Raw genomic sequence first — 22,803 nt, 5'->3', positions numbered from 1 at the left:
TACTTACTTTGTATGTTTTTTCGGTAAATTTTGTTATTTTTACATTAAATATGATAAAAAGTTTTTACTAAATTTTAAGGAAGAAATAAATGTTAAAAATAACACTCTTATTTTTTTTATTAACTGCGTCTGTAGTTCATGCAAAAGATAAACCGTGGGAGTCTTACGCTAAACTTCCAATGGTAGAGCAACCACAAATATCGCCAAATGGAGAAATGATAGCAACACTTTATAATACTGCTGAAGGTCCTACTATCAGTTTAGCTAAATTTCCTAGTATCGAATTCAATATATTAGCAAGTCTCAAAAAAGATAAAGACAGAGTCGACTTTATTCGTTGGTCAGGTAATAAATATATCATTGTTTCTGCTAGTTACCCTGAATATGTCAATGGTCAATACATGAGAGTTTCAAGGTTATATTCGATCAATGTTGAAACCAATGAAAGTAAAATGCTAACTACGCGACGTTTTTCTGAATATAGGTGGTATAGATATCAGAGTTTCAGACTCGTTTCCTCACTTAAAAATGAGCCAGATTTCGCGCTAGTGTCAACGTTTGATGAAAAAGATAAAGCTTATTCTGTTTTTAAAGTTGAATTAGGTGATTCTAGTTTTGATAAAATTCAGAGGAATAAAGAAAATATTGGAAGTTGGTATGCAGACCCTAAGGGAGTTTTACGCCTGGGGATCGCAATTGATAAAAAAGATGATAAGTTTATTGCTTCAATATGGTATCGAGCAAAGAAAGATGAAGCATTAAAAATGATTCATACCCATATTTTGGGTGAAGATAGTACTTTCTCCATCCAAGGCCTTAATGAAGATGGTACAAAAGCTTACGTCCTTTCTGATCGTGTATTACACAGACAAGCTTTATGGTCATATGATATCGAGTCAGGGGAGTTTGAAGAGCTTGTTTATAGCAATGATAAATACGATATAAATAATGCAATCGTTAATAGTGAGGGCGATTTTATAGGGGTTGGCTACTATGATGATTTCTACAAGAGCCATTATTTTTCAGAGGTAGACGGTAAGCAAGAGCTTATGGTTACTAATTTATTTGGTGATAAGCAAGCTAGTATTGTTAGCCGCAGTAAAGATAGAACACGAATTCTTGTAAATGTAATAAGTGATTCAGTCAGCCCTACTTATTATTATTTTGATTTAAACACAAAGAAGGGCGGCGCTTGGTTATCTAAATTTCCTTATTTAGCACGTAATAAATTTGTACCAGTGCAAAACTATAGCTTTAAAGCGAGCGATGGAGCTGAAATCTCAGGCTATTTTACAAAACCAGAAGGGATTAAAACTCCGCCGCTAATTGTAATGCCTCACGGAGGACCTCATAGTCGAGACTACAAATACTTTAATCGAGAGCTTCAATATTTAGTTAGTTTAGGTTATGCGGTATTGCAAGTGAACTTCAGGGGCTCAGAAGGTTTTGGTAGTGCTTTTGAAACTGATGGTTATTATCAGTGGGGTAAACGTATGCAACAAGATGTATATGATGCAATGGATTGGGCTACTAGAACCGGATTAACATCAAAAAATAATGCATGTATTTATGGCGCAAGTTATGGTGGTTATGTTGCATTAACAGCTGCATGGCAAGAGCCCGATCGCTTTAAATGTATTATTAGTATTTCTGGAATATCGGATCTAAAAGGGTTAGTTGAAGATGAAGAGCGACAAGATGCCTACCTAGGTAATATTGTTGATATGACTGATAGTAAAGCCGTTGATGCATTATCAGAGGTTTCGGCAATCAATATGATTAACCGAATTAAAGCCCCACTTTTGCTTATCCATGGGACAAAAGATACGAGAGTTGACTATCGACAATCAAAATATTTTTATGATAAAGCAAAGCGAAATTTAAATATAAAGTATATTGAAATTGATGACGGAACACACTTTTTTGATGACCCAGAAAGCTTAAAAGTACAATACAAAGAGGTTACTGAGTTTCTTAAAAAACACTTGTAAATAAATGAGTGAGCGTTTTTTAACTCGAAACCTATTTTAAATTTACTAGTTATTATAAAAAACCGATGTTTAGTTTAAACATCGGTTTTTTGTTTTAAAATAGTTTTGAACATATTTAAAGCCGCGCTTTTCACGCGAGCAAGTTCGGCGCCTACATGCAAAGTTTAACACTGAGCTTAATTTTACCTGTAGGCGTTTAGCTTGCTGACGCGACGAGCGTAGCTCGTAATTACTATCGTTAGTTAAAAAGCGCTTTGCGTTAAATCAGTTACAAATTCTTTTGTGCTTCATTCACCATATCTTTGAGCGCATCAATTAACAGCGGGTCTTTTTTGTTTTCTTTTGCAAGCTCGAGTGCGTGTTTCATGCTGGTAACGGCTTCTTTAAACTGTTTGTCTGCAGTGTACCCTTGCGATAAACGCATGTGAGAATAAGTTGCATTTGGGTAATGGGTAGTAAAGTGTTTAAGCGTGGTAATAGCTTTAGCTGTATTACCAAACTTTTGCTGGCTATGAGCAAACTCTACGTATACATCTTGTGGAATTTTAAGCTCAAACCCGTACTTATCACTAAGTGCTTGGTAATAACCTGTAATGAGCGATACATCAGCAAACTTTCCGTGCTCGTCAGTAACCTTAAATATTAGGTCGCTAAATAAGTGAATTAGGCTATCGCTAAGCGCTGGTAGTATAGTGCCCATATGAGTAAAAGCGGGGTAATGTTTATATTCCCATTTAAGCTGCGAGGGCGTTTGTTGTTCTAAATTTACCAAAGTATTTAATACGCCTGTATAAAAGCGTGCTCCTTCGCTTGCTACACTAATAAATAACGACTGATCACCTTTAGGGTTTTTAGTGTATTTTATAATATTATTTTTTAATTCCTCATCACTCCACCAACTGTTTGGGCTTATAGCTATATAGTTATTAAATAACTCAGGCTGATTAACTAAAGTATAAAGCGCCAAAGTACCTGCATTAGAGTGGCCAATTAAGGTGTTGTAGCCGTTAGTTGAGTAATTACTGTTTATATAAGGCATGAGTTCATCAGACACAAAGTTTAAAAACTTGTCGGTTTGTCCAGCTTCAGGCCATTTGTTTTTAACAAAAGTTTGAAACTCTGTTTTAGGCTCGCCTTCTACTTTTGGTAAATAATCGCGAACACGGTTAGTTGTATCAATACCAACGAGCATTGCGTTAGGTATCTGCTCGTAATCAACAAGGGATTTAATAACACCAGACACCGTATGAAAGTGCTCAACACCATCAAGTAAATAAATAACATAAAGCGGCTGATCGTCTTTTACAGTGTCAGGTATGAAAATTTTAATGGGCCTGTCTTCGTTAAGTATTTTTGACTGCAGAATGACTTTTTTACCAACGGTTATGTCAGTTGTATTGGTTTTTGCGTGGCTTAAAAATGGTGTACTAAAAGTAAGTATTAATACAAGCGATAGTAAGAGCTTCATAAATATCCTTATTTAATAATGTATTGCTTAATAATTGCACGGCTTTAAGCTTGAGTAAATGTTTATATTTTCGGGGTAAACATAAAGCTTAAGCAATTAAAAGCTATCGCTTTTCACGCGAGTAAGCTCGGCTTCTACAAGAGACATTGCACTCTGCGCTTAACTTTTTCGGTAGGCGAGCAGCTTGCTGACGCGATGAGCGAAGCTCGTAATAATTACCTTTTAACTCTTATCTATAAAAGCTTAAAAAACCTGCTTGCTTAATTATCCGTCTAAGCGTAAAATGCGCGCTCATTTCGGCTTTTAAACTATTAATTCCTTGCCTTAAACCGACCGGCCGAAACGGTAGAAGGCTCTATTAACCGTAAGGAATATCCATGCGTCATTACGAAATCGTATTCATGGTTCACCCAGATCAGAGTGAGCAAGTTGCTGGTATGATCGAACGTTATACTGGTTCTATCACTGAAGCTGGTGGTGTTATCCACCGTCTTGAAGATTGGGGCCGTCGTCAATTGGCTTACCCAATTAACAAGCTTCATAAAGCTCACTATGTTCTTATGAACGTTGAAGCACCAACTGAAGTAATCAGCGAGCTAGAAACTACTTTCCGCTACAACGATGCAGTGCTTCGTAACTTAGTTATCCGCACTAAAACTGCTGAAACTGAAGCGTCTCCTCTTGCAAGAGAAGAGAAGAAAGAAGCACCAGCTGCTTAATTGTTTTGAGTCCTAGCATGGCATGTAATCAGCAGTTACTATAATGGTTAGCCCATATATGAATCAGCTGGTTATATCTGGGGTAGTTTGTAAAACTCCCAAGTTTAGCCAAAGCCCTGCTGGCATCCCGCATTGCATTTTTGTTGTAGAACATAAATCGATGCAAACCGAAGCAGACCTTAACCGTAATAGTTACGTGAGGCTTCAGGTAGTTGCCAGTGGAAAGCAAATGCAACAACAGACTCAACATTTGCACGTTGGGCAGGCATTGCAAGTGAGTGGTTTTTTAAATCGCCACGAAGGTCGTAACGGCCTTAGCCAATTGGTTTTGCATGCTCAGCATATAGAAAGAATTATTTGAGGAATTAATCTCATGGCACGTTATTTCAGACGTCGTAAGTTCTGCCGCTTTAAAGCGGAAGGCGTAAAACAAATCGATTACAAAGATCTAGCTACTCTTAGAAACTATGTTACAGAAAGTGGCAAAATCGTACCTAGCCGTATCACAGGTACTAGCGCTAAATTTCAGCGCCAGCTAGCAACTGCTATTAAGCGTGCTCGCTACTTAGCCCTTCTTCCATACACTGACTTACATAAGTAAGCAGCGGATTAACAGTTTTTAAAAGGTGTAGAAACATGCAAGTTATTCTACTAGATAAGATCGCTAACCTAGGTAGCCTAGGTGAACAGGTTGTAGTTAAATCTGGTTTCGCACGTAACTTCCTTTTCCCTCAAGGTAAGGCAGTTCCTGCGACTAAAGCTAACATTGAAACGTTTGACGCTCGTCGTGCAGAACTTGAAGCGAAAATCGCTGAACAGTTAGTTGCTGCACAAGCACGCGCTGAAAAACTAGAAGCATTAGCAGAAGTTACATTAGTATCTAAAGCTGGTGACGAAGGTAAGTTATTCGGTTCAATCGGTACTCGTGACATCGCTGACGCTATCTCAGCTGTTGGTGTTGAAGTTGCTAAGTCAGAAGTTCGTTTGCCTCTAGGTACTATCCGTGAGACAGGTGAATTTGACGTATCAATTTCAGTTCACTCAGACGTAACGGCTACTATTAAAGTAATCGTAATCGCTGAAGCTTAATTTTTAATTAAGCGACAAAAGCCGTGCTATTAGCACGGCTTTTTTGTGTCTGTAATTTGGCTAACTTCATTAGTTAAGGGCACCGTCCAATAAAGCCTCGTACAAGCCCCTTTTTATTCAATTATTTTTTCATTCCCTTTAAACCTTTTCGAACTGTTATTACGTCTAACTTATCAATACACTAACTCAATAATAATAATTAAAAGGCGACATCACGGATGTTACACGCTAAACCCGAACAAACGCCTTTATGCGAAGCTAAACTCATTGAGCGTGTTAAATCAGGTGATCAAAGCGCATACACAACGCTTTATGAGTTACATATAAAACGAGTCTACGGTTTATGTTTACGCTTATTAGCGGACCAAGCGCATGCTGAAGATGCAGCCCAAGAAGTGTTTGTACAGGTATGGCGTAAAATAGCGCAATTTGACGGTCGCTCGCAGTTTTCTACTTGGCTTTACAGCGTTGCCAGTAATGTAGCAATTAGTTACTTACGCAAGCAAAAAAATTGGCTGCAAAAAGTAGTGAGCATTGAACACTGCGGTATGGATGAGCAATCAGCTAATGACTGCAAAGGCTTAAATGGTCTCGATAAATTAATAGTAAGGCTTCCTGAGCGCGCACGTATGGTGTTTGTGTTATTTGCAATCGAAGGTTACAGGCACGAGGAAATAGCCGAGCAATTAGGTATGGCTGTTGGTTCAAGTAAATCGCAATATCATCGTGCTAGGCAGCTACTACAAGAGTGGTATGAAAATGAATAAACCAAATTTTGACGACTATTTAAATGAGTCATTAAACACGCTTGATAAAGACATTACGCCACAAAAAGACCTGTGGGCGGGAATTGAGCGAGCAATGGTTAGTAATAAGCAGGACCTAAAAGGCACTGCTATTTGGCCAAAACTAACAGCAATAGCTGCCTGCACATTAGCTGCTTTAATTGCTGTAAATCTATTTGTTATAGCGCCCGAGCCACAACCCGTAGTGGCTATAAGTGATTACTTTTCGGCGCAAAAAAACAGTTTGTTGGTTGAATATGAAAATAAAGAAGCATTGACCACTAACTGGCAAACGCAGCTACAAGAGCTTGAAAACGCAGAGCAAGCAATAAAGCAAGTTCTTGAAAATGAGCCACAAAACCAAGCGCTACTAACAATGTTAGCGCAAGTATATCAACAACAACTTGATTTAATTAACAAGGTGCACGCGCCACGTTGGCAGCACATTTAGGAGTACGACATGAAAGCGATTTTATTAGGACTGAGCTTATTTCCGTTGGCAGTATTAGCGGGTGAAAAAATAGATAAGCAAATAGACGTACCAAGTGGCGGCACTATTTTTATTGAAAACCAACGCGGTGATATACATATTACAGGCTGGGATAAAAACGAATTTAAAGTATCTGGCGAGCTTGATGACAAAGCCGAGGGTTATGAGCTTAAAATAAATGGCGATAAAACTCAGTTTATTGTAAAAATGCCACGTAAATCAAATTGGAGTAATAATGGCGATGGCTCAAGCCTAACCATATTTATGCCTAAAAGCAGTAGTTTAGAATTTGCTGGCGTTAATGTATCGGTGACTGCGAAAGAGCTAAAAAATGGCGCTGAAGTTGACGTGGTTAATGGCGAAATTACGGTAGATGATATTACTGGCAACATTAAGCTCACCACCGTAAATGGCGATGTAAATGCAGAAAACCTAAGTGGGAATATTCAATTTGAAACCGTAAATGGCGAAATTAACGATAGAGAATCAAGTGGTGAACTACGTTTTAGCGCTGTTAATGGCGATATTAAATCAACCTCAAGTGCCAATGATGTGCGCCTTGAAAATGTAAATGGCGATATAGATTTTACGCTATCGTCAATTAAAAACTTACGTATTAACACGGTGAATGGCGAAGCCGAAGTACATATTAAAGAGCTTTTAAAAGGCGGTGATGTACGTTTTGAATCGGTAAGTGGCGATGGTGATTTTTACTTTCCTGACAGCGTATCTGCAAATTTTGAAATTAAAGCGCACGCTAATGGCAAAATCATTAATAAAGTTACTGGCGATAAAGTCAGTAAAGCTAAATACGGCCCAGCCAGTGATTTAGAATTTAGCATTAATGGCGGTAATGCTAATGTTGAAATGGATACAATTAGTGGACGCATAGAGCTTCGTATTAAATAACGCTCATTCACCTTCACGATTACAAAAAGCAGGAAAAGATTTCCTGCTTTTCTATTTGCACAGCCCCTTCAAGTCGATAGAATAGAGCCATTCAATTTTACTACTGTGAAGTTATGGCCAAACCAGATAAGCAAGTCGATACACTTAAAGTTCCTCCCCATTCAATAGAAGCTGAACAATCTGTTTTAGGTGGCTTAATGCTTGATAACCAAGCTTTTGACCGCGTAGCGGAGCTTGTTGTATCACAGGATTTTTATACCCGCACGCACAAGTTAATTTTTGAGGCGATGACGGCACTTGCTGAGATTGGCGATCCGATAGATTTAATCACTATTTCTGAAAGTTTAGAAAAAAATAATAAACTGGCAGGAATTGGTGGCTTTGCTTATTTAGCAGAAATAGCTAAAAACACGCCAAGTGCTGCTAACATTGACGCTTACGCAAGTATTGTACGCGAACGTGCTGTTGTACGTGAAATGATTGGCGTAGCGAACGAAATTGCAGAAGCGGGTTTTAATACCGAAGGACGTACCAGTCACGACTTACTCGATTTTGCCGAAAGCAAAGTGTTTAAAATAGCTGAGCAACGAACAAAAAATAATGAAGGCCCGCAAAGCATTCATAGCATCCTTGAAAAAACCGTTGATAAAATAGAAGAGCTTTATCAATCACCACAAGATGGTGTTACGGGTGTAAGTACAGGTTATGCCGATCTTGATAAAATGACGACGGGCTTACAGCCTTCTGACTTAATTATTGTTGCAGCGCGTCCATCAATGGGTAAAACCACTTTTGCGATGAACCTTGCAGAACATGCTGCAATGACTCAAGACAAACCAGTATTAATTTACTCTCTAGAGATGCCTTCAGAACAAATTATGATGAGGATGTTAGCGTCTCTTGGCCGTATTAACCAAACTAAGGTACGTACTGGTCAATTAGATGATGACGATTGGGCACGACTTTCATCAACAATGGGCTTGTTGATGGAAAAAGGTAAAATGTACGTTGATGATGCATCGGGCTTAACACCTACCGATGTTCGTTCACGTGCAAGGCGTATAGCCCGCGACCACGGTGGCATTAGTATGATCATGGTCGATTACTTGCAGTTAATGCGTGTACCAAGCCTTGCTGATAACCGAACGCTCGAAATTGCTGAAATTTCACGTTCACTTAAAGCACTAGCAAAAGAGCTAAAATGTCCGGTTGTTGCGCTTTCGCAGCTTAACCGTACGCTAGAGCAACGTGCCGATAAACGTCCTATTAACTCAGATTTACGTGAGTCGGGGTCGATAGAGCAGGATGCCGATTTAATCATGTTTATTTACCGTGATGAAGTTTATAACGAAGACAGTACTGACAAAGGTATTGCCGAAATTATCATAGGTAAACAACGTAACGGCCCAATTGGTAAAGTGCGTTTAACATTCCAAGGTCAATTTTCTCGCTTTGATAATTACGCGGGACCAGCGGTAGATGACGATTACTAATGCGCCTAGCCACTGCTGAAATTAATTTAGCTGCACTTGCGCATAATTTAGCGCAAGTTAAGTGCTTTGCACCTAACAGCAAAGTAATGGCGGTGCTAAAAGCAAATGCTTACGGGCATGGTTTAGTAACGATTGCGCAGCATTTAAATAATGCTGACGCATTTGCTGTGGCGCGAATAGATGAAGGGCTTGCCCTTCGAGCTGGGGGGTTAACAAAGCCAATAGTTTTACTAGAAGGCTTTTTTAACAAAGCCGACTTACCTATTTTACTCGCTAATAACTTTCAAACTATTATTCACGATGAATACCAATTAGCCGCGCTTGAAAAAACAAAGCTCGATGCGCCAATAACATGCTGGTTAAAAGTAAATACAGGTATGCATCGACTAGGTATTGCGCCAGAGCAGTTTGAAGAGTTTTATAACCGCTTACAAAAAACACCTAACGCCAAAAATACCGTTAATTTAATGACACACTTTTCGTGTGCTGATGATGTTGATAATGCCAAAACGGTTCAACAAATCACGTTATTTGATAACTTAGTGAATGGCATTGACCAAGCACATTGTTTATCAAATTCTGCTGGTATTATTGCATGGCCGAGCGGTCATGGTGATTGGGTGCGCCCTGGGCTTATGCTATATGGCGTATCGCCAATGGCAAATAGTATTGGGCAACAACACAAATTAAAACCAGTTATGCGCTTAACTACGCGCGTAATTGCGGTGCGTAATGTACCAGCGAATGAGGCGGTAGGGTATGGTGGTCGTTGGAAAAGCGATAAACCAACCAAATTAGCTGTTGTGGCTATGGGTTATGGCGATGGTTATCCTCGGCATGCTAAAGAGGGCACACCAGTAATAATTGGTAAGCAGCGTTATGGTATTGTTGGCAGTGTTGCTATGGATATGATTAGCGTAGATATAGGCGCTAATGAGCACAATATTAAAGTGGGCGACAGAGTCACTATGTGGGGCCCTGAGCTACCAGTTGAAGAAATAGCATTATGCGCTGATACTATCCCTTACGAGCTATTATGTAATATTACACCGCGCGTAAGTTATGAGTATCAGCGTTAATACAGCTATAAAGCGGTATTTACTCTTTTATAAAGTAAACGTCGCTAAAGCCCATACGGGCAAATTCTTGGTCGCGAAAGTTACGAACAGAAGCAGACCCTTTTGAGGTCATTTCTATTTGCTGTACCATGCTTAAGTAATTAGTTAGATCAATACCTTCGGCGGCAGCAATTGCTTGATACATGTCGTGGTATTTATCTTTAGCGAAATTAATCTCGCGCGGTTCGTTTTTATATTTGTAGGTTATTCTACGTGCCATTTTAAGCTCATTTCAATTGAGTGTTGCAGCGATTTTACACTGTATTTAATAACGGCTCTAGCATTGAATGACTTGTTGTAATCGGTAATTAAAATAAAGAGTCAAAAATGAAATTATCAGTAGAGATCAGTAAATACCCACTTCACCAAGATTATATCCCGTTTATTCAGGGCTTTATTGACAGATTAAACGAGTACGATGATTTAAAAGTGATTACTAACACGTTATCAACGCAAATTTTTGGTGATTACGATTTAGTAATGCAGGTGTTAAATACCGAAATTAAACGTTCATATGAAGAATTTGGTAAAGCTATTTTTGTATGTAAGTTTCTCTCTGGCGACTTATCGCCTGAATAACCTATAATACCAACCTGCATAAATATTTGATCAATTTAACGAATTAAATTGCACTATAACGTCATTAAAAATTTTTATTTAGAACAAATAGATACAAAAATTTTTGCCTAGTTCTAGCGTAATTTTCTTAACGTTAAATAGACCCCGTATATAAGCAGATTGGTATAACAATCGGCACAACTAAACGGTAATTGCATAATATGGACTTTTTAACACAAACCTTAAGTGGTTTTACAGCAATGTCGCATTGGGAGTATATTGCGGTAGGGTTGTCGATGGCTTATTTATTATTAGCAATAAAAGAAAGCTTATGGTGTTGGCCTGCGGCATTTTTTAGCACGCTCATTTATACAATAATGTACTGGAATGGCGCATTACTTATGGAGTCGTTACTTAATTTTTATTATATGTATATGGCTGTATTTGGCTGGGTTGTATGGCGTAAAGGCAAAGCTGCAAATTTAAATATTACATCGTGGTCGATAAACCGTCATGCTGTTTTAATTAGTTTAACAACCGTAGCTGCAATAGTTATTGGTTACGTTATGCAAAATTATACTCATGCCGATTTTGCTTATCTTGATAGTTTTACAACATGTTTTGCCGTAGTAACTACTTACTTAGTGGCTAAAAAAGTCCTCGAAAACTGGCTGTACTGGATTGTAATAGATGCCGCTTCTATGTATTTATATTACGAAAAAGGCTATTACCCAACGCTAGCACTCTTTATATTTTATACCATTATGGCAGCGTGGGGCTTTAAAACCTGGTACGAAGAGTACGAACAAAGCCAAGCTAAGCCTCTAGCACAGCTTTAATCAATGATTGAGCATACCCAGTTAGTAAAAATGTGTAGTGCGTTTATAGAGCCTACAAGCATTGTTTCAAGCGAGCGATTACTTAATGGCTTTAGTAACGATAATTTTTTAATACGTACCGAGCAACAAGGGTATTTGTTAAAGTGTTATAAAAGCCATTGGCCAAGTGACGGCCTTGAAGCGCAGCGCTTTTTAAGTGACTTTAATATATGCCCTGCGCCTATTTGGCTTGATAAAGAAAACGGTCGTGCGGTATTTAATTATATTGAAGGCAAGAGCGCGCAATCGGATATAACGCTTAGCTTTATTAATAAACTTGCTCAAGTGCACAATTACAAAGTGTCTACCGCGCCAATGGATATAGCTAAAGAGCTTCATTTTTATCAAAGCACCCACGTATATACGCAATACAAACCTCAAATAGAGAAGGCACTCAAAGCCGTTGCAGCTATGTCATTTAATGGAGGCTTTTGTCATAACGACTTAGTAAAAGATAACATTATTGTAAATGCTTCAGGCATGTATTTAATTGACTTTGAATATGCACAAACTAACGATGTGTATTTTGATTTGTCAGCCCTTGCAGTGAGCTTTAATCTTAATGAGAGCAGTGAAAGTGCATTGTTAAATAACTATAAAAATAGTATCGATAAAACAAAAACGTTTAATCCTTCAATGGATAAGCTGAATTATTATAAGCTGTTTTTTTTAGTGTTATGTATTGGCTGGTATGAAGAGCGCAGCATAACTAGTAAATCTGTAATGTTACGCGCGCAGCTAACTAAACTCGTTAATAATACTTTTTGTAGATGTTAAAGACCACCAAAGCGCTCGGCGAGCTCTTTGTATTTTGTTACTTCGGCTGTATCAAATTGTGGTTCACCATTTTCATCTTCTGATTTAGCAATTAATAAACTTTCTCTAGAGAGACGTTTTACACGCTCTACTTTTACACCTAAAAACTCAGCAACTTGCTCAGTAGACATTAAACTCATCATTATTTCCTCGTATTAAATCCATCCGCACAGCGACAATCATAGTTTCAATGTTACTAAACCGTTACTGTTTCCTATTCAATAAGAATAAATAGCGTGTTTTTAAGCCATTGTGAAGTGTTTTATTTAAAAGAGTTTAATTAATAAGCATATAAGCTGATGTTACTGGTATTTATTTAAAGATCTCTTTATCATTGCTGATGCTAAAGCACTGATATCGCGAGTTGGTGTGGCGGCAACAAATGTGCTCTCGTGGTGAAATGGATATCACGTGGCCCTCCGGAGGCTAAGTTGTAGGTTCGATCCCTACCGAGAGCGCCATTTGCTTCTACATCTACTAATATTCCCCTCTATATTATCTAGCTTTTCATTAATTACTTTTGTATTTAAAAATGTATTACTGCATAAATTTTGAAATTTTATTGTAAGAACAGCTTTCTAGTTATTTATACAATGCAAAATTGCATTATTCAAAATGTTATCTAACGTTATGTATGCATATACGACGAAATTATAAATGAGGAAAACCGATTCAATGTTAAATAGTCAGTTAGAAATACTCGCTCAAGGACATGCTTATCTTGAAAGTGTAACTAAAGAGGATTATTCGCAAATCGTTGCTCCTAATTTCATTAGTTCAGTTGGGTCACATATGCGCCACATTATCGATCATTACCAGTCTTTAATGACGGGCTTTGGTATAAATAATATTGATTACGATAGTCGCCTACGCGGCAGTAATATTGAAAGTAACCCCTGTGAAGCTATAAAAAAAATTGCCGAGATAGCATCGTGGATTGAACAGCTAAGTCCAGATGATTTTAATAAACCGCTGTTACTTTCAAGCGAAGTATCAATTAAAAGTAAAAATGTACAAACTGTAACAACCTCATTAGCACGAGAGCTTATATTTGTAGGAAGCCATGCAGTACATCACTATGCGATGATTTCACAAATTACCTTTGCACAAAAAGCATCATTCGACCAGAACTTTGGGTTAGCACCAAGTACAGCTACTTTTTTGAGAGAAAAAAGCCAACAAAGCCAATTAAAATCACTGCAAAGTTAATATGTGCACTTTAAGTTACTTCCTAACTGATGATGGCTACGAGTTGTTTTTTAATCGTGATGAGCAAAAAACGCGAGAAATGGCACTCGCCCCGAGTAAGCACACAGATAACGCAATTTACCCTATCGATCCGCAAGGCGGTGGTACTTGGCTTGGTGTATCGCATTGGGGGCAAACATTAGCTTTATTAAACGATTATCAAAGTGCATTTGATATAACTGCCGTAAAGCACAGCAGAGGCCTCTTAATCCCGCATTTACTAAGCAATAATACCCCTGCATTGTCTCAATTAAAAAATATGGATTTATCGGGTTACGCGCCTTTTAAATTGTGTATTTTTCCGGATAAATTATCGCTAAATAATGGTCACATCGCTTTTGTTCGATGGGACACAAAACAATTAATCGATTGCCAAGTTGAATCGCTTGCAACGTCATCTGGCGTTGAGCTAGAAACAGTTACACAAAAGCGTAAACAACAATTTAAGCAACTTATTGACTTAAGATATCCTGCAAGTGAGCAGTTTTTAGCATTTCATTATAGCAAAGCCGAGCAGGGTCAATATGGTGTAAATATGCAAAGAGAAGATGCAATGACAGTCAGTATTAGCCATATTAAAGTTGGTAACACTATACGCTTTAATTATTTTGATAAGCAGTCTCAACTCATTAGCAGCATTAGTTGTTTAAAAGTGGCTGCAGCTTAACTGGGTCTGTTGATCTTTGCGGATTAAAATTTATTCAAACTAGGGGCTATTTAATTGCGACGCGAGATTTGTAACCTAGTGGGCTCGATAACTGCTCCTGCGTTATTCTAATGGCTTACATCCATGTAAGAATAAGTAAAAACCGAGCCAAGCCCCTAGAAAGAACCCTTTGGGCAGCGCCTGTTTGGCATTAATGCTACGTTATCGCCCATTTATGGGGAATAACCACACTACATAGGCTCTGTCTTGCCTAAATACCAAACAGACTGCTGCAAATTCAACCTTGAAAGAACAACAGACCCTAAATATTTTTATAGTTATTACATAACTAAAAAAGTCGACGCAATTAATTGCGTCGACTTTTTTGTTGCTCTATTTTTATCTGCAGTATTAATACAGCAGGTGAAAATTATGAGTGATTTATATAATCATCTTTTTTATCACCAAGGTAGAGCTTAAGTAGCTTTTCAGGCGCACTTGGTAGGTGCACACTTAAAAGTAATCCAGGGGTGTGATTAAAGTTACTGTCAATTCCCATACAATGAAATTGAGCGCCTAGCTTATGATATTGCTTTAATAAAATCGGTATGTCTTTTTTATCTTCTTCTATTCCCATAACCAATGTTGATACATGATCTATGTTTAACGTGTGATCACTAATGAAGTCTTCAAACTCTGGATGAATTTTATTATTAAAAGGCGTATTGGCGCTAACACCTTGTTTATTATTAACCATTGCATGGTCAATAATTGCGACAGAACGAGGGTCGTAAAGCTTACTTAATGAAACGGTGCCATATAAAGTCCTATAACGTGGGTTTTGCGCCATAAACGCACCGATCCCTTTAAATAGCAGTAATAAGCCATGGTAACTGCCTTGATGTTTTTGAACTATAAACGAGCGACCCATTTCCAAGCACGGCTGTTGTTGATTAATAAAAGAGGGTTCAAAATTAAACATTTGCGATAAATAAAGGGCGCTCACGTCGCTATTTTTTTGTAATAAATCAGTTTGTCCAATTCGATAAGCTCCAATGATCTCTTCATTTTTATGATCAAAAATAAATAAATGCATGTAGGTTGCGTCAAACTTATCTGTATCACATGGCTCGCCGCTTCCTTCGTTTAATGTACGAAAGGTTATTTCTCTAAGGCGTGTTATTTCAGCAACACAATTAGGTATTTGATCTTGATAACCGTAATAAACGGAGTAACTTTTAAAGTCTAATAAGTGCTGCTCGCTTGGTAAGCTAGCAAGTTCACTCGTCATTTTTGTTTTATCAACATCCTGCATAATCGCTTTTAGTTGCATTGACTGGGCATCGTCTTGCCAAGGTGTTACAAAGCGTTCATCGTTTAAATAGCAAAGCAGGCGCGCAATATCGTTAATGTCGTCAGTTTTCTCAAATTTATTTAATAACTTGGGTGTAAGTAAATTACCAGCACCTAAATTAATGGACCTTTTTTGAATTTTAAGTAATTCACGTATTAGCATTAATAATCTAAATCGGTAGTAAATACGTCCCAAATTGTAAAACATAGGGCTATTTTGACCACTAATAAACACAGGTAATAAAGGGGCTTGTGTTTTTAAGGCTAGTTGAGCCGCTAAGCGATTCCATTGACCGTCGGTTACACGTTGTTTTTTTGATTGAAAAAACGAAACCCTGCCAGCAGGAAAAACCACAAGTAGGCCATCATTTTTAACATGACTAAAACACTGTTTAATTGCGCTGGTATTAATGGCTGCTTTTGGTTTTAGTGGATTAGCAAAAATAAAATAATCTTTAATTTCTGTAAATATTTTTAAACCAACGTTAGCCATTACTTTAGTATCGCTACGATAATGGGTGAGTAATTTGGCAATTATTACGCCCTCAATCATGCCATAAGGATGGTTACATACTACTATGCAAGAGCCTTGCTTAGGTATTTTGTTAATAACACTTTGTGCGCCAAGTACATTAATACCCAATACATTTAAAAGCTTTTCACTAAACTCCTGCTTATCTAAACCCGATAAATTATTAGAGAGGTATATATCACGCAGTTTATTTATACCTAATAAGCTATCGAGCAGTGGAGCGGCTACTTTTAATATATGACCCAAAGGCGAGGCTGTGTTTATTGCAGCCACACTTAGGTTTGATACGGGGTGGTTTAGTTTTGTCATATATTAGTACTCTTAAGAATTTAAAGCAGTTGTTATTAAGTGCTGTGTATATTGAGACCGAGGCAAAACAATATTATGTTCAAGAAAGGTTAATAAAGTTCGCTTTTTTATAATGATTAGATAAATTTTATAGCTAAATCACCTGCTTTTTAGTGATAAGCAATTTAGTGTAGTTGAGATGAAAGCGTTTAATTATTAAAAAGTAAAATAATCAGAATTACAATGCAGCTCAAATAGGGCTGTAAATAATGCTTTTAGTTATATATAACTACTTACAACTCAAAAACTAGACTTTTAGGCTTAATTAATGCTATTTAAGGTACATATTCCTTAATAGAAAAATCCCGCCTTTATGCTAATTACTTTGCCCGTATCTGAGCTTACTCCTGGTATGTATGTTGATAGCGTTACTAAGCAACATGAAGGGATCAATAGCATAAAAATTAAGACCAGTGGCTTAGTGCGCGATAGATCTATTATTAAGCGTTTAGTCTCTGAAGGGGTGCTTGAGCTGCTTATAGATTTTGCTAAAGGTGATGCCCCAGTTCCTGCCAAATATAAGCCTCAAAGCAAACCTAAAACATCTAATAGCCAGCAAAAAGCCGAAAAAACACCTATAGCAATCTCAATTGAACAAGAATTTGCTAAAGCGAGTGTCAATTACGATCAGCATGGCCGAAAGCTACAGTCGTTATACGGTGACTTAACATCTGGCCTGAGTGTTAATATAAAAGTGCTTGATGAAATAGCCAGCGAAATAGTCAGCTCAGTTTTTCGTAACGCCAACGCCATGACTATTCTTACTCGTATAAAAGATAAACACAGCTATAACTGGCGGCATATGATCAACTGCGCCATTTTTACCGCTGTATTTGCTAAATACTTAGGGTACAAAATGGCTGTTGTGCAAGAGCTTGCCATGGGCGCGTTACTTCATGATTTAGGCCAAGCTAAATTACCGCAGGGTATATTTTCAAAGCCAACTAAGGTTACTAATAATGAGCTCTTAGCGATTAAAAAGCATGTAGCGCAAGGTTTGGGTTTAGTTAAAGGCGAGAAGGGTATAACACCCCTAATGCTTGATATGATAGTGAATCATCATGAGCGCTTAGATGGCTCTGGTTATCCGCGAGGCCTACAGTCAGAGAAGTTAAGTCGTCCAGCGCGTATAATGGCAATTGTAGATGTGTACGATGCAATGACTGCCGATAGAATGCATCAAGATGGTGATGAACCAATCAACGCATTGCGGTACTTATTAGCCAATAAGCAATTGTTTGATGGTGAGTTAGTACAGCGTTTTATAAAGTGTTTAGGGGTTCATCCGGTAGGAACTATTGTAAAATTAACGAATGAACGTTTAGCCTTAGTGCTTGAAGGGAACGTATTAAATCCTATTAAACCTAAAATTAAGCTATTTTATAATGCTAAGCACAATCATCATGTTACACCGAAAGACATCGATTTAAGTGAGCACACCCAAGAGCTTAAAATACTATCAAGTGTTAAGCCCTTAGATTATCAGATTAATTTGTCTCGCCTGCTAAAAGAGCATTTGTTGAACTAGCCTTACTGCATTGCCTTTTTTTAGTTTGTTTTGCAGAAATAAACGCACCCAAAAAGCAATTTCCCATCAGTGTTAACCATAACAAAGTGCCTAGCTCTACGTGCAATGCAAAACAACACAGCGCTAAAGATATTAACGCATTTAACATTGCCCCTAGCCAATAATGGTTTACGGGGTTATCGCATTGTCCTGCTTGAGTACATGCGCAGTAGTTTGCTTTGTAAAAGCAAAACACACTCGCCCCACAAAATATTAGCCCTGTAATAATAAATAAAATGATCACAGTTTTACTTCCATTGCGATTTTATAATGAGTGTAAGTTGCTACTAATTCTAAGTCAATCTAAATGATAATTAATTACATTTAGAGTGTTTACTCTAATACCACACTTCTCATCCGATGAGTTTTAAATAGTTGTTAAAATGTCGTTAAAAAACATGTTTTTTACTGTCTTTTGACGTATTCATAGAGTTTTTTACAAAAAATTAAGGTAGTGTAATCACGTTTTAAATCCTAATAACAACACACATAGTACCCAGACAGTCAGTTTGGTTAAGGACTCAACAATGAAATTTTCTAAAACCCTTATTGCAGCTTCGCTTGCATTTGTTTCAGCTGATAGCTTTGCAGCTGCGTTTCAATTATCAGAGCAAAATGCATCGGGTTTAGGCCGCGCATACGCTGGTGAAGCTTCTATCGCAGACGACGCGTCTGTAGTTGCACGTAACCCTGCACTAATGACTTTATTTAAAGAAAAGCAACTAAGTGTTGCTGCTATTGGCGTAATCCCAGATGTAAGCTTAGAAGGTGAAGGCGCGCCAACTGGTATTGATCAATCTTCATTAGATGACGATAGCATTGCACCAAGTGCAGTGGTACCAGCAGCTTACTTTACTATGCCTTACAACGATAAAGTATCGCTTGGTTTTGGTGCATTTTCTAACTTTGGTTTATCAACAGACTTTGACGATGACTACTCAGCAGGACAGATTGCTGGTAAAACAGAAATCTTCACCGTTAACTTAAATGCAAGCGTTGCTTATAAAGTTACTGAAAAGTTTAGCTATGGTATTGGCTTAAACGTAATTTACGCTGATGCAACTATTGTGCGTCATGCTGGCTCTGGTTTACCATTTGCTTCAAGCACTGAAGTTGTGAACTTGGAAGGTGATGATACAGGTTACGCTTTAAATGTTGGTTTAATGTATCAGCTAGATGATAACAGCCGTTTTGGTTTTAATTATCGTACAGAAACAGATATTACATTCGAAGGTGATTACTCGAATCAAATACCAACAGCTTTTGGTGGATTAAATGGAACTGAATTACCTGGTTCTGTTGAAATAACACTTCCTGCAATAGCTGAATTTTCAGGTTCTCATCAGTTAGATGAAAAACTTGGTCTTCATTACAGTATTTTATGGACAGGTTGGAGTAGCTTTGATTCATTAGAAGCACAAGTTACAGCTCCAACTGGCGATAAATTTAGCGCATTTAATAAAGATGAAAGCTTCTCTGATTCATACCGTTTCGCTGTTGGTTCAGATTACCAATATAACGAAGATTTATTACTTCGTGCTGGTGTAGCATTTGATCAGTCTCCAGTATCACAAGATCACCTGTCGATCTCTATCCCAGATACAGATCGTTTTTGGTTCTCATTCGGTGGTAACTACACAATTGATCAAAGCTCTAACGTTGATCTTGGTGTAAGTATTATCCGTGGTAAAACTCAGAACTTTGAAGAAGATGGATTTGAGTTTGAGTCAGAAGGTAATGCAGTACTTATTGGCGCTCAGTACAACTACAAGTTTTAATGTAGAAGTGTCTTGTGGTTAATCACAGGGCACAAAAAAGCCGCTCACTTTAATTAAAGTGAGCGGCTTTTTTAATGCCTATTAAATAGTGTTAATAGGCATAATAACTAAAATTATAAGCTTTCTATTTTAGTTTTTTGCTCAAGTAGCTTAGTTTTAGCATCGCTAAATTCAGCCAGTTTTGCATTTTCTTTAGCAAGTACCGCTTCAGGTGCGTTGTTTACAAACTTTTCGTTAGCAAGTTTGTTTTGTACTTGTGCTAGGCCTTTTTCTGCTTTTTCGAGTTGCTTATTAATACGCGAAAGCTCGGCTTCCACATCAATTAAGCCCGCCATTGGGATCATGATCTCAAGGTTGCCAACATAAGACGTTGCACATGCTGGTGCATCGTCTTTGTTTTCAAGCATTGTAAACTCTTCAATTTTTGCAAGTGATGCTAAAAATGATTTGTTTTCTTCAATACGGCGCATGTCGTCACTTGATGCATTAGCAAGTAATACGCTAAGCGGTTTACTTGGACTAATATCCATTTCACCACGAATATTACGAATAGATAAAATGAATTGTTTAACCCACTCTAAATCTTCCATTGCTTTAGCATCAACGCTTGCTTCGTTGTATACAGGGAACGGCTGAACCATAATACTGGTGTTCTCTGTTTCAAGGCCTGCAAGTGGTGCAACACGTTGCCAAATAGTTTCAGTGATGTATGGCATCATTGGATGCATTAAACGCAGTAAACTTTCAAGTACCGTTATTAGCGTATGGCGTGTACCACGTTGCTGCGCTTCATTACCTTTAAACAGTACTGGCTTAGTTAGTTCTAAGTACCAATCACAAAATTGGTTCCATGTGAATTCGTAAAGCGTGTTAGCAGCTAAGTCAAAGCGGTAGTTATCTAGGTGTTCTGTGTAGGTTTTAACTGTTGCTTCATATTGACCTAAAATCCAACGGTCAGCTAATGAGAACTCTTTATCTGTTAATACAGTATCTACATTACTTCCTAGCCCAGTAAAACCACAATCTAGCTCTTCTGTGTTCATTAGTACGTAACGGCTCGCGTTCCATAATTTATTACAGAAGTTACGGTAACCTTCAAGGCGGTTCATATCCCAGTTTATATCACGACCGGTTGATGCCATTGCCGCAAGGGTAAAGCGAAGGGCGTCTGTACCGTGTGCTTCAATACCGCCAGCAAATACTTTACGCGTATCTTTTTCGATTTTAGCGGCAAGTTTTGGCTGCATCATGTTGCCAGTACGCTTTTGTACTAGGTCTTCAAGCTCAATGCCGTCAATCATGTCTAGTGGGTCAAGTACGTTACCTTTTGACTTAGACATTTTATCGCCGTTGTCATCACGTATTAAGCCGGTTACATACACGGTTTTAAACGGCACTTGTGGTTTGCCATTTTCGTCTTTTACAAAGTGCAGCGTCATCATAATCATGCGCGCAACCCAGAAGAAAATAATATCAAACCCCGTTACCAACACGTCAGACGGGTGGAAGGTTTTTAAATCATCGGTATTTTCAGGCCAACCTTGCGTTGAGAACGTCCAAAGCGCTGATGAGAACCACGTATCAAGTACGTCTTCGTCTTGGCTAAGCGTTACGCTATCTGCAATGTTGTTTTCACGGCGTACTTCAGCTTCGTCGCGACCAACAAATACGTTGCCTTCATTGTCGTACCAAGCTGGGATGCGGTGACCCCACCAAAGCTGGCGTGAAATACACCAATCTTGTACGTCGTTCATCCACGAAAAATACATGTTTTCGTATTGCTTAGGCACAAATTGAATGTCGCCGTTTTTAACTGCGTCTTTTGCAGGTTCTGCAAGTGGTGCAACACGTACATACCATTGGTCGGTAAGTAGTGGCTCAATTACCACACCAGAGCGGTCGCCATAAGGAACGGTTAAACCATGGTCTTCAATTTTTTCAAGTAAGCCAAGTTCTTCAAATTCTGCCACAATTGCTTTACGCGCTGCAAAACGATCAAGCCCGCGCAAGCGCTCAGGAATTGGCGCATCAAACTCAAGCTCTTTACCGTCAAAGGTGTATGTTTCACCTTGGGTAAGAATAGCTGCGTCTTTATCGAAAATGTTGATCATCGGCATTTGATGACGCTTGCCCACTTCGTTATCATTAAAGTCGTGCGCTGGGGTTATTTTTACACAGCCCGTGCCTTTATCTTTATCGGCATGTTCGTCAGCAACAATTTTAATACGACGATTAACGATAGGTAATAAAATCTCTTTACCGATTAAATCTATGTAGCGTTCGTCATCAGGGTTTACTGCAACACCTGAGTCGCCAAGCATAGTTTCTGGACGGGTAGTTGCTACTACAATGTAGTCTTTTCCATCTTGCGTTGTAACGCCATCAGCCAGTGGGTAACGTAAGTTCCACATGTGGCCTTTTTTGTCTTTGTTTTCAACTTCAAGATCAGAAATAGCCGTGTGTAATTTAGGATCCCAGTTTACTAGGCGTTTACCACGGTAAATTAGGTTTTCTTTGTGAAGGCGTACAAACACTTCTTTAACAGCTTCAGATAAACCATCATCCATGGTAAAGCGTTCACGATCCCAATCAACCGATGCGCCAAGGCGACGAAGCTGCTTGGTAATAGTGCCGCCCGATTCTTTTTTCCATTCCCAGATTTTATTAATAAAATCTTCGCGGCCTAAATCGTGGCGTGTTTTGCCTTCTTCGGCATGCAGTTTACGCTCAACTAACATTTGCGTTGCAATACCTGCGTGGTCAGTACCTACTTGCCATAATGTGTTGTTACCTTGCATACGTTTAAAACGCGTTAGGGTATCCATTATTGTATCTTGGAAGGCGTGGCCCATGTGTAAGCTACCAGTGACATTTGGCGGCGGGATCATAATTGAATATGGTACGCCTTTGCCAGATGGCTTAAAGTAGCCTTTTTGTTCCCAGTCTTGATATAGAGACTGTTCAATATCTTGCGGATTGTAGGTTTTATCCATTACACAGAACCTTAAATAAGTACT

The 22,803-nt window shown here is 38.3% G+C and carries 23 protein-coding genes and 1 tRNA gene; 18 read left to right on the top strand and 6 right to left on the bottom strand.

The window, feature by feature from the left end:
- Positions 1–89 precede the first annotated feature (89 nt).
- Positions 90–1,991, top strand: a complete 1,902-nt coding sequence (locus tag I6F50_RS11910) for a S9 family peptidase (protein WP_231613012.1) — start codon at positions 90–92, stop codon at positions 1,989–1,991.
- A gap of 268 nt (positions 1,992–2,259) precedes the next feature.
- On the opposite strand, the gene I6F50_RS11905 is transcribed toward I6F50_RS11910, so the two are convergent.
- Positions 2,260–3,459, bottom strand: a complete 1,200-nt coding sequence (locus tag I6F50_RS11905; protein WP_197176292.1) for an alpha/beta hydrolase-fold protein — start codon at positions 3,457–3,459, stop codon at positions 2,260–2,262.
- A gap of 377 nt (positions 3,460–3,836) precedes the next feature.
- Here I6F50_RS11905 and rpsF point away from each other — a divergent pair, with 377 nt between their 5' ends.
- The 9 genes from rpsF (at position 3,837) to alr (ending at position 10,023) form a co-directional block, all read left to right on the top strand.
- Positions 3,837–4,178 (top strand): 30S ribosomal protein S6, encoded by a 342-nt coding sequence (gene rpsF, locus I6F50_RS11900; RefSeq protein WP_007378473.1) that lies wholly within the window; start codon positions 3,837–3,839, stop codon positions 4,176–4,178.
- Positions 4,179–4,221: 43 nt separating this feature from the next.
- Positions 4,222–4,539, top strand: coding sequence for a primosomal replication protein N (priB, locus tag I6F50_RS11895; protein WP_004588456.1), 318 nt, complete (start codon positions 4,222–4,224; stop codon positions 4,537–4,539).
- Between the two features lie 12 nt (positions 4,540–4,551).
- Positions 4,552–4,779 (top strand): 30S ribosomal protein S18, encoded by a 228-nt coding sequence (rpsR, locus tag I6F50_RS11890; RefSeq protein ID WP_007378475.1) that lies wholly within the window; start codon positions 4,552–4,554, stop codon positions 4,777–4,779.
- Between the two features lie 35 nt (positions 4,780–4,814).
- Positions 4,815–5,267 (top strand): 50S ribosomal protein L9, encoded by a 453-nt coding sequence (rplI, locus tag I6F50_RS11885; RefSeq protein WP_002962755.1) that lies wholly within the window; start codon positions 4,815–4,817, stop codon positions 5,265–5,267.
- A gap of 218 nt (positions 5,268–5,485) precedes the next feature.
- A complete protein-coding gene (locus I6F50_RS11880; protein WP_024589706.1) occupies positions 5,486–6,034 on the top strand; it encodes an RNA polymerase sigma factor in 549 nt (182 codons plus the stop codon).
- Positions 6,021–6,503, top strand: a complete 483-nt coding sequence (locus I6F50_RS11875) for a hypothetical protein (RefSeq protein ID WP_024589707.1) — start codon at positions 6,021–6,023, stop codon at positions 6,501–6,503. Before I6F50_RS11880 ends, I6F50_RS11875 begins: the two co-directional genes overlap by 14 nt.
- 9 nt (positions 6,504–6,512) lie before the next feature.
- On the top strand, positions 6,513–7,451 hold the full coding sequence (locus tag I6F50_RS11870; RefSeq protein WP_024589708.1) for a DUF4097 family beta strand repeat-containing protein: 939 nt from the start codon (positions 6,513–6,515) through the stop codon (positions 7,449–7,451).
- 113 nt (positions 7,452–7,564) lie between these two features.
- Complete coding sequence (gene dnaB, locus I6F50_RS11865) at positions 7,565–8,944, top strand: replicative DNA helicase (protein WP_007587308.1); 1,380 nt, start codon at positions 7,565–7,567, stop codon at positions 8,942–8,944.
- Positions 8,944–10,023 (top strand): alanine racemase, encoded by a 1,080-nt coding sequence (gene alr, locus I6F50_RS11860; protein ID WP_197112566.1) that lies wholly within the window; start codon positions 8,944–8,946, stop codon positions 10,021–10,023. The genes dnaB and alr overlap by 1 nt, the downstream gene beginning before the upstream one ends.
- Positions 10,024–10,042: 19 nt before the next feature.
- On the opposite strand, the gene I6F50_RS11855 is transcribed toward alr, so the two are convergent.
- Positions 10,043–10,282, bottom strand: coding sequence for a DUF2960 domain-containing protein (locus I6F50_RS11855; protein WP_007587305.1), 240 nt, complete (start codon positions 10,280–10,282; stop codon positions 10,043–10,045).
- A 107-nt stretch (positions 10,283–10,389) separates the two neighbouring features.
- Here I6F50_RS11855 and I6F50_RS11850 point away from each other — a divergent pair, with 107 nt between their 5' ends.
- The 3 genes from I6F50_RS11850 (at position 10,390) to I6F50_RS11840 (ending at position 12,275) form a co-directional block, all read left to right on the top strand.
- On the top strand, positions 10,390–10,641 hold the full coding sequence (locus I6F50_RS11850; protein WP_007587304.1) for a hypothetical protein: 252 nt from the start codon (positions 10,390–10,392) through the stop codon (positions 10,639–10,641).
- A 200-nt stretch (positions 10,642–10,841) separates the two neighbouring features.
- Positions 10,842–11,459, top strand: a complete 618-nt coding sequence (gene pnuC / locus I6F50_RS11845) for a nicotinamide riboside transporter PnuC (protein ID WP_007587303.1) — start codon at positions 10,842–10,844, stop codon at positions 11,457–11,459.
- A 3-nt stretch (positions 11,460–11,462) separates the two neighbouring features.
- Complete coding sequence (locus I6F50_RS11840; RefSeq protein WP_197176291.1) at positions 11,463–12,275, top strand: phosphotransferase; 813 nt, start codon at positions 11,463–11,465, stop codon at positions 12,273–12,275.
- Here the strand turns inward: I6F50_RS11840 and I6F50_RS11835 are convergent.
- Complete coding sequence (locus I6F50_RS11835) at positions 12,272–12,454, bottom strand: hypothetical protein (RefSeq protein WP_007587299.1); 183 nt, start codon at positions 12,452–12,454, stop codon at positions 12,272–12,274. The genes I6F50_RS11840 and I6F50_RS11835 overlap by 4 nt on opposite strands.
- Before the next feature lie 246 nt (positions 12,455–12,700).
- Here I6F50_RS11835 and I6F50_RS11830 point away from each other — a divergent pair.
- From I6F50_RS11830 to I6F50_RS11820, 3 genes are all read left to right on the top strand, one after another.
- Positions 12,701–12,775, top strand: a tRNA-Arg gene (locus I6F50_RS11830).
- Between the two features lie 214 nt (positions 12,776–12,989).
- Complete coding sequence (locus I6F50_RS11825; protein WP_165727261.1) at positions 12,990–13,523, top strand: DinB family protein; 534 nt, start codon at positions 12,990–12,992, stop codon at positions 13,521–13,523.
- 1 nt (position 13,524) lies between these two features.
- Positions 13,525–14,229 (top strand): NRDE family protein, encoded by a 705-nt coding sequence (locus I6F50_RS11820; protein ID WP_197176289.1) that lies wholly within the window; start codon positions 13,525–13,527, stop codon positions 14,227–14,229.
- Between the two features lie 409 nt (positions 14,230–14,638).
- On the opposite strand, the gene I6F50_RS11815 is transcribed toward I6F50_RS11820, so the two are convergent.
- A complete protein-coding gene (locus I6F50_RS11815; protein ID WP_197176284.1) occupies positions 14,639–16,402 on the bottom strand; it encodes a lysophospholipid acyltransferase family protein in 1,764 nt (587 codons plus the stop codon).
- Between the two features lie 352 nt (positions 16,403–16,754).
- Between I6F50_RS11815 and I6F50_RS11810 the strand changes: the two genes are divergently transcribed.
- Positions 16,755–17,969 carry an HD domain-containing phosphohydrolase gene (locus I6F50_RS11810; protein ID WP_197159762.1) on the top strand — a complete coding sequence of 405 codons (1,215 nt, stop codon included), beginning with the start codon at positions 16,755–16,757 and terminating at the stop codon, positions 17,967–17,969.
- On the opposite strand, the gene I6F50_RS20320 is transcribed toward I6F50_RS11810, so the two are convergent.
- A complete protein-coding gene (locus I6F50_RS20320; RefSeq protein WP_033012404.1) occupies positions 17,929–18,252 on the bottom strand; it encodes a hypothetical protein in 324 nt (107 codons plus the stop codon). The two genes, I6F50_RS11810 and I6F50_RS20320, sit on opposite strands and share 41 nt — an antisense overlap.
- 283 nt (positions 18,253–18,535) lie before the next feature.
- Between I6F50_RS20320 and I6F50_RS11805 the strand changes: the two genes are divergently transcribed.
- Entirely contained in the window at positions 18,536–19,786 is a 1,251-nt protein-coding gene (locus tag I6F50_RS11805; RefSeq protein WP_024592249.1) for an outer membrane protein transport protein, read from the top strand.
- Positions 19,787–19,899: 113 nt separating this feature from the next.
- Here I6F50_RS11805 and I6F50_RS11800 read toward each other — a convergent pair whose 3' ends face one another.
- Complete coding sequence (locus tag I6F50_RS11800) at positions 19,900–22,779, bottom strand: valine--tRNA ligase (RefSeq protein WP_165739949.1); 2,880 nt, start codon at positions 22,777–22,779, stop codon at positions 19,900–19,902.
- Between the last annotated feature and the right edge of the window lie 24 nt (positions 22,780–22,803).

This window comes from Pseudoalteromonas sp. NZS127_1, from assembly GCF_015864295.1.
Lineage (GTDB): Bacteria > Pseudomonadota > Gammaproteobacteria > Enterobacterales > Alteromonadaceae > Pseudoalteromonas > Pseudoalteromonas arctica.
This window is presented reverse-complemented; position numbering and strand designations above follow the sequence as displayed.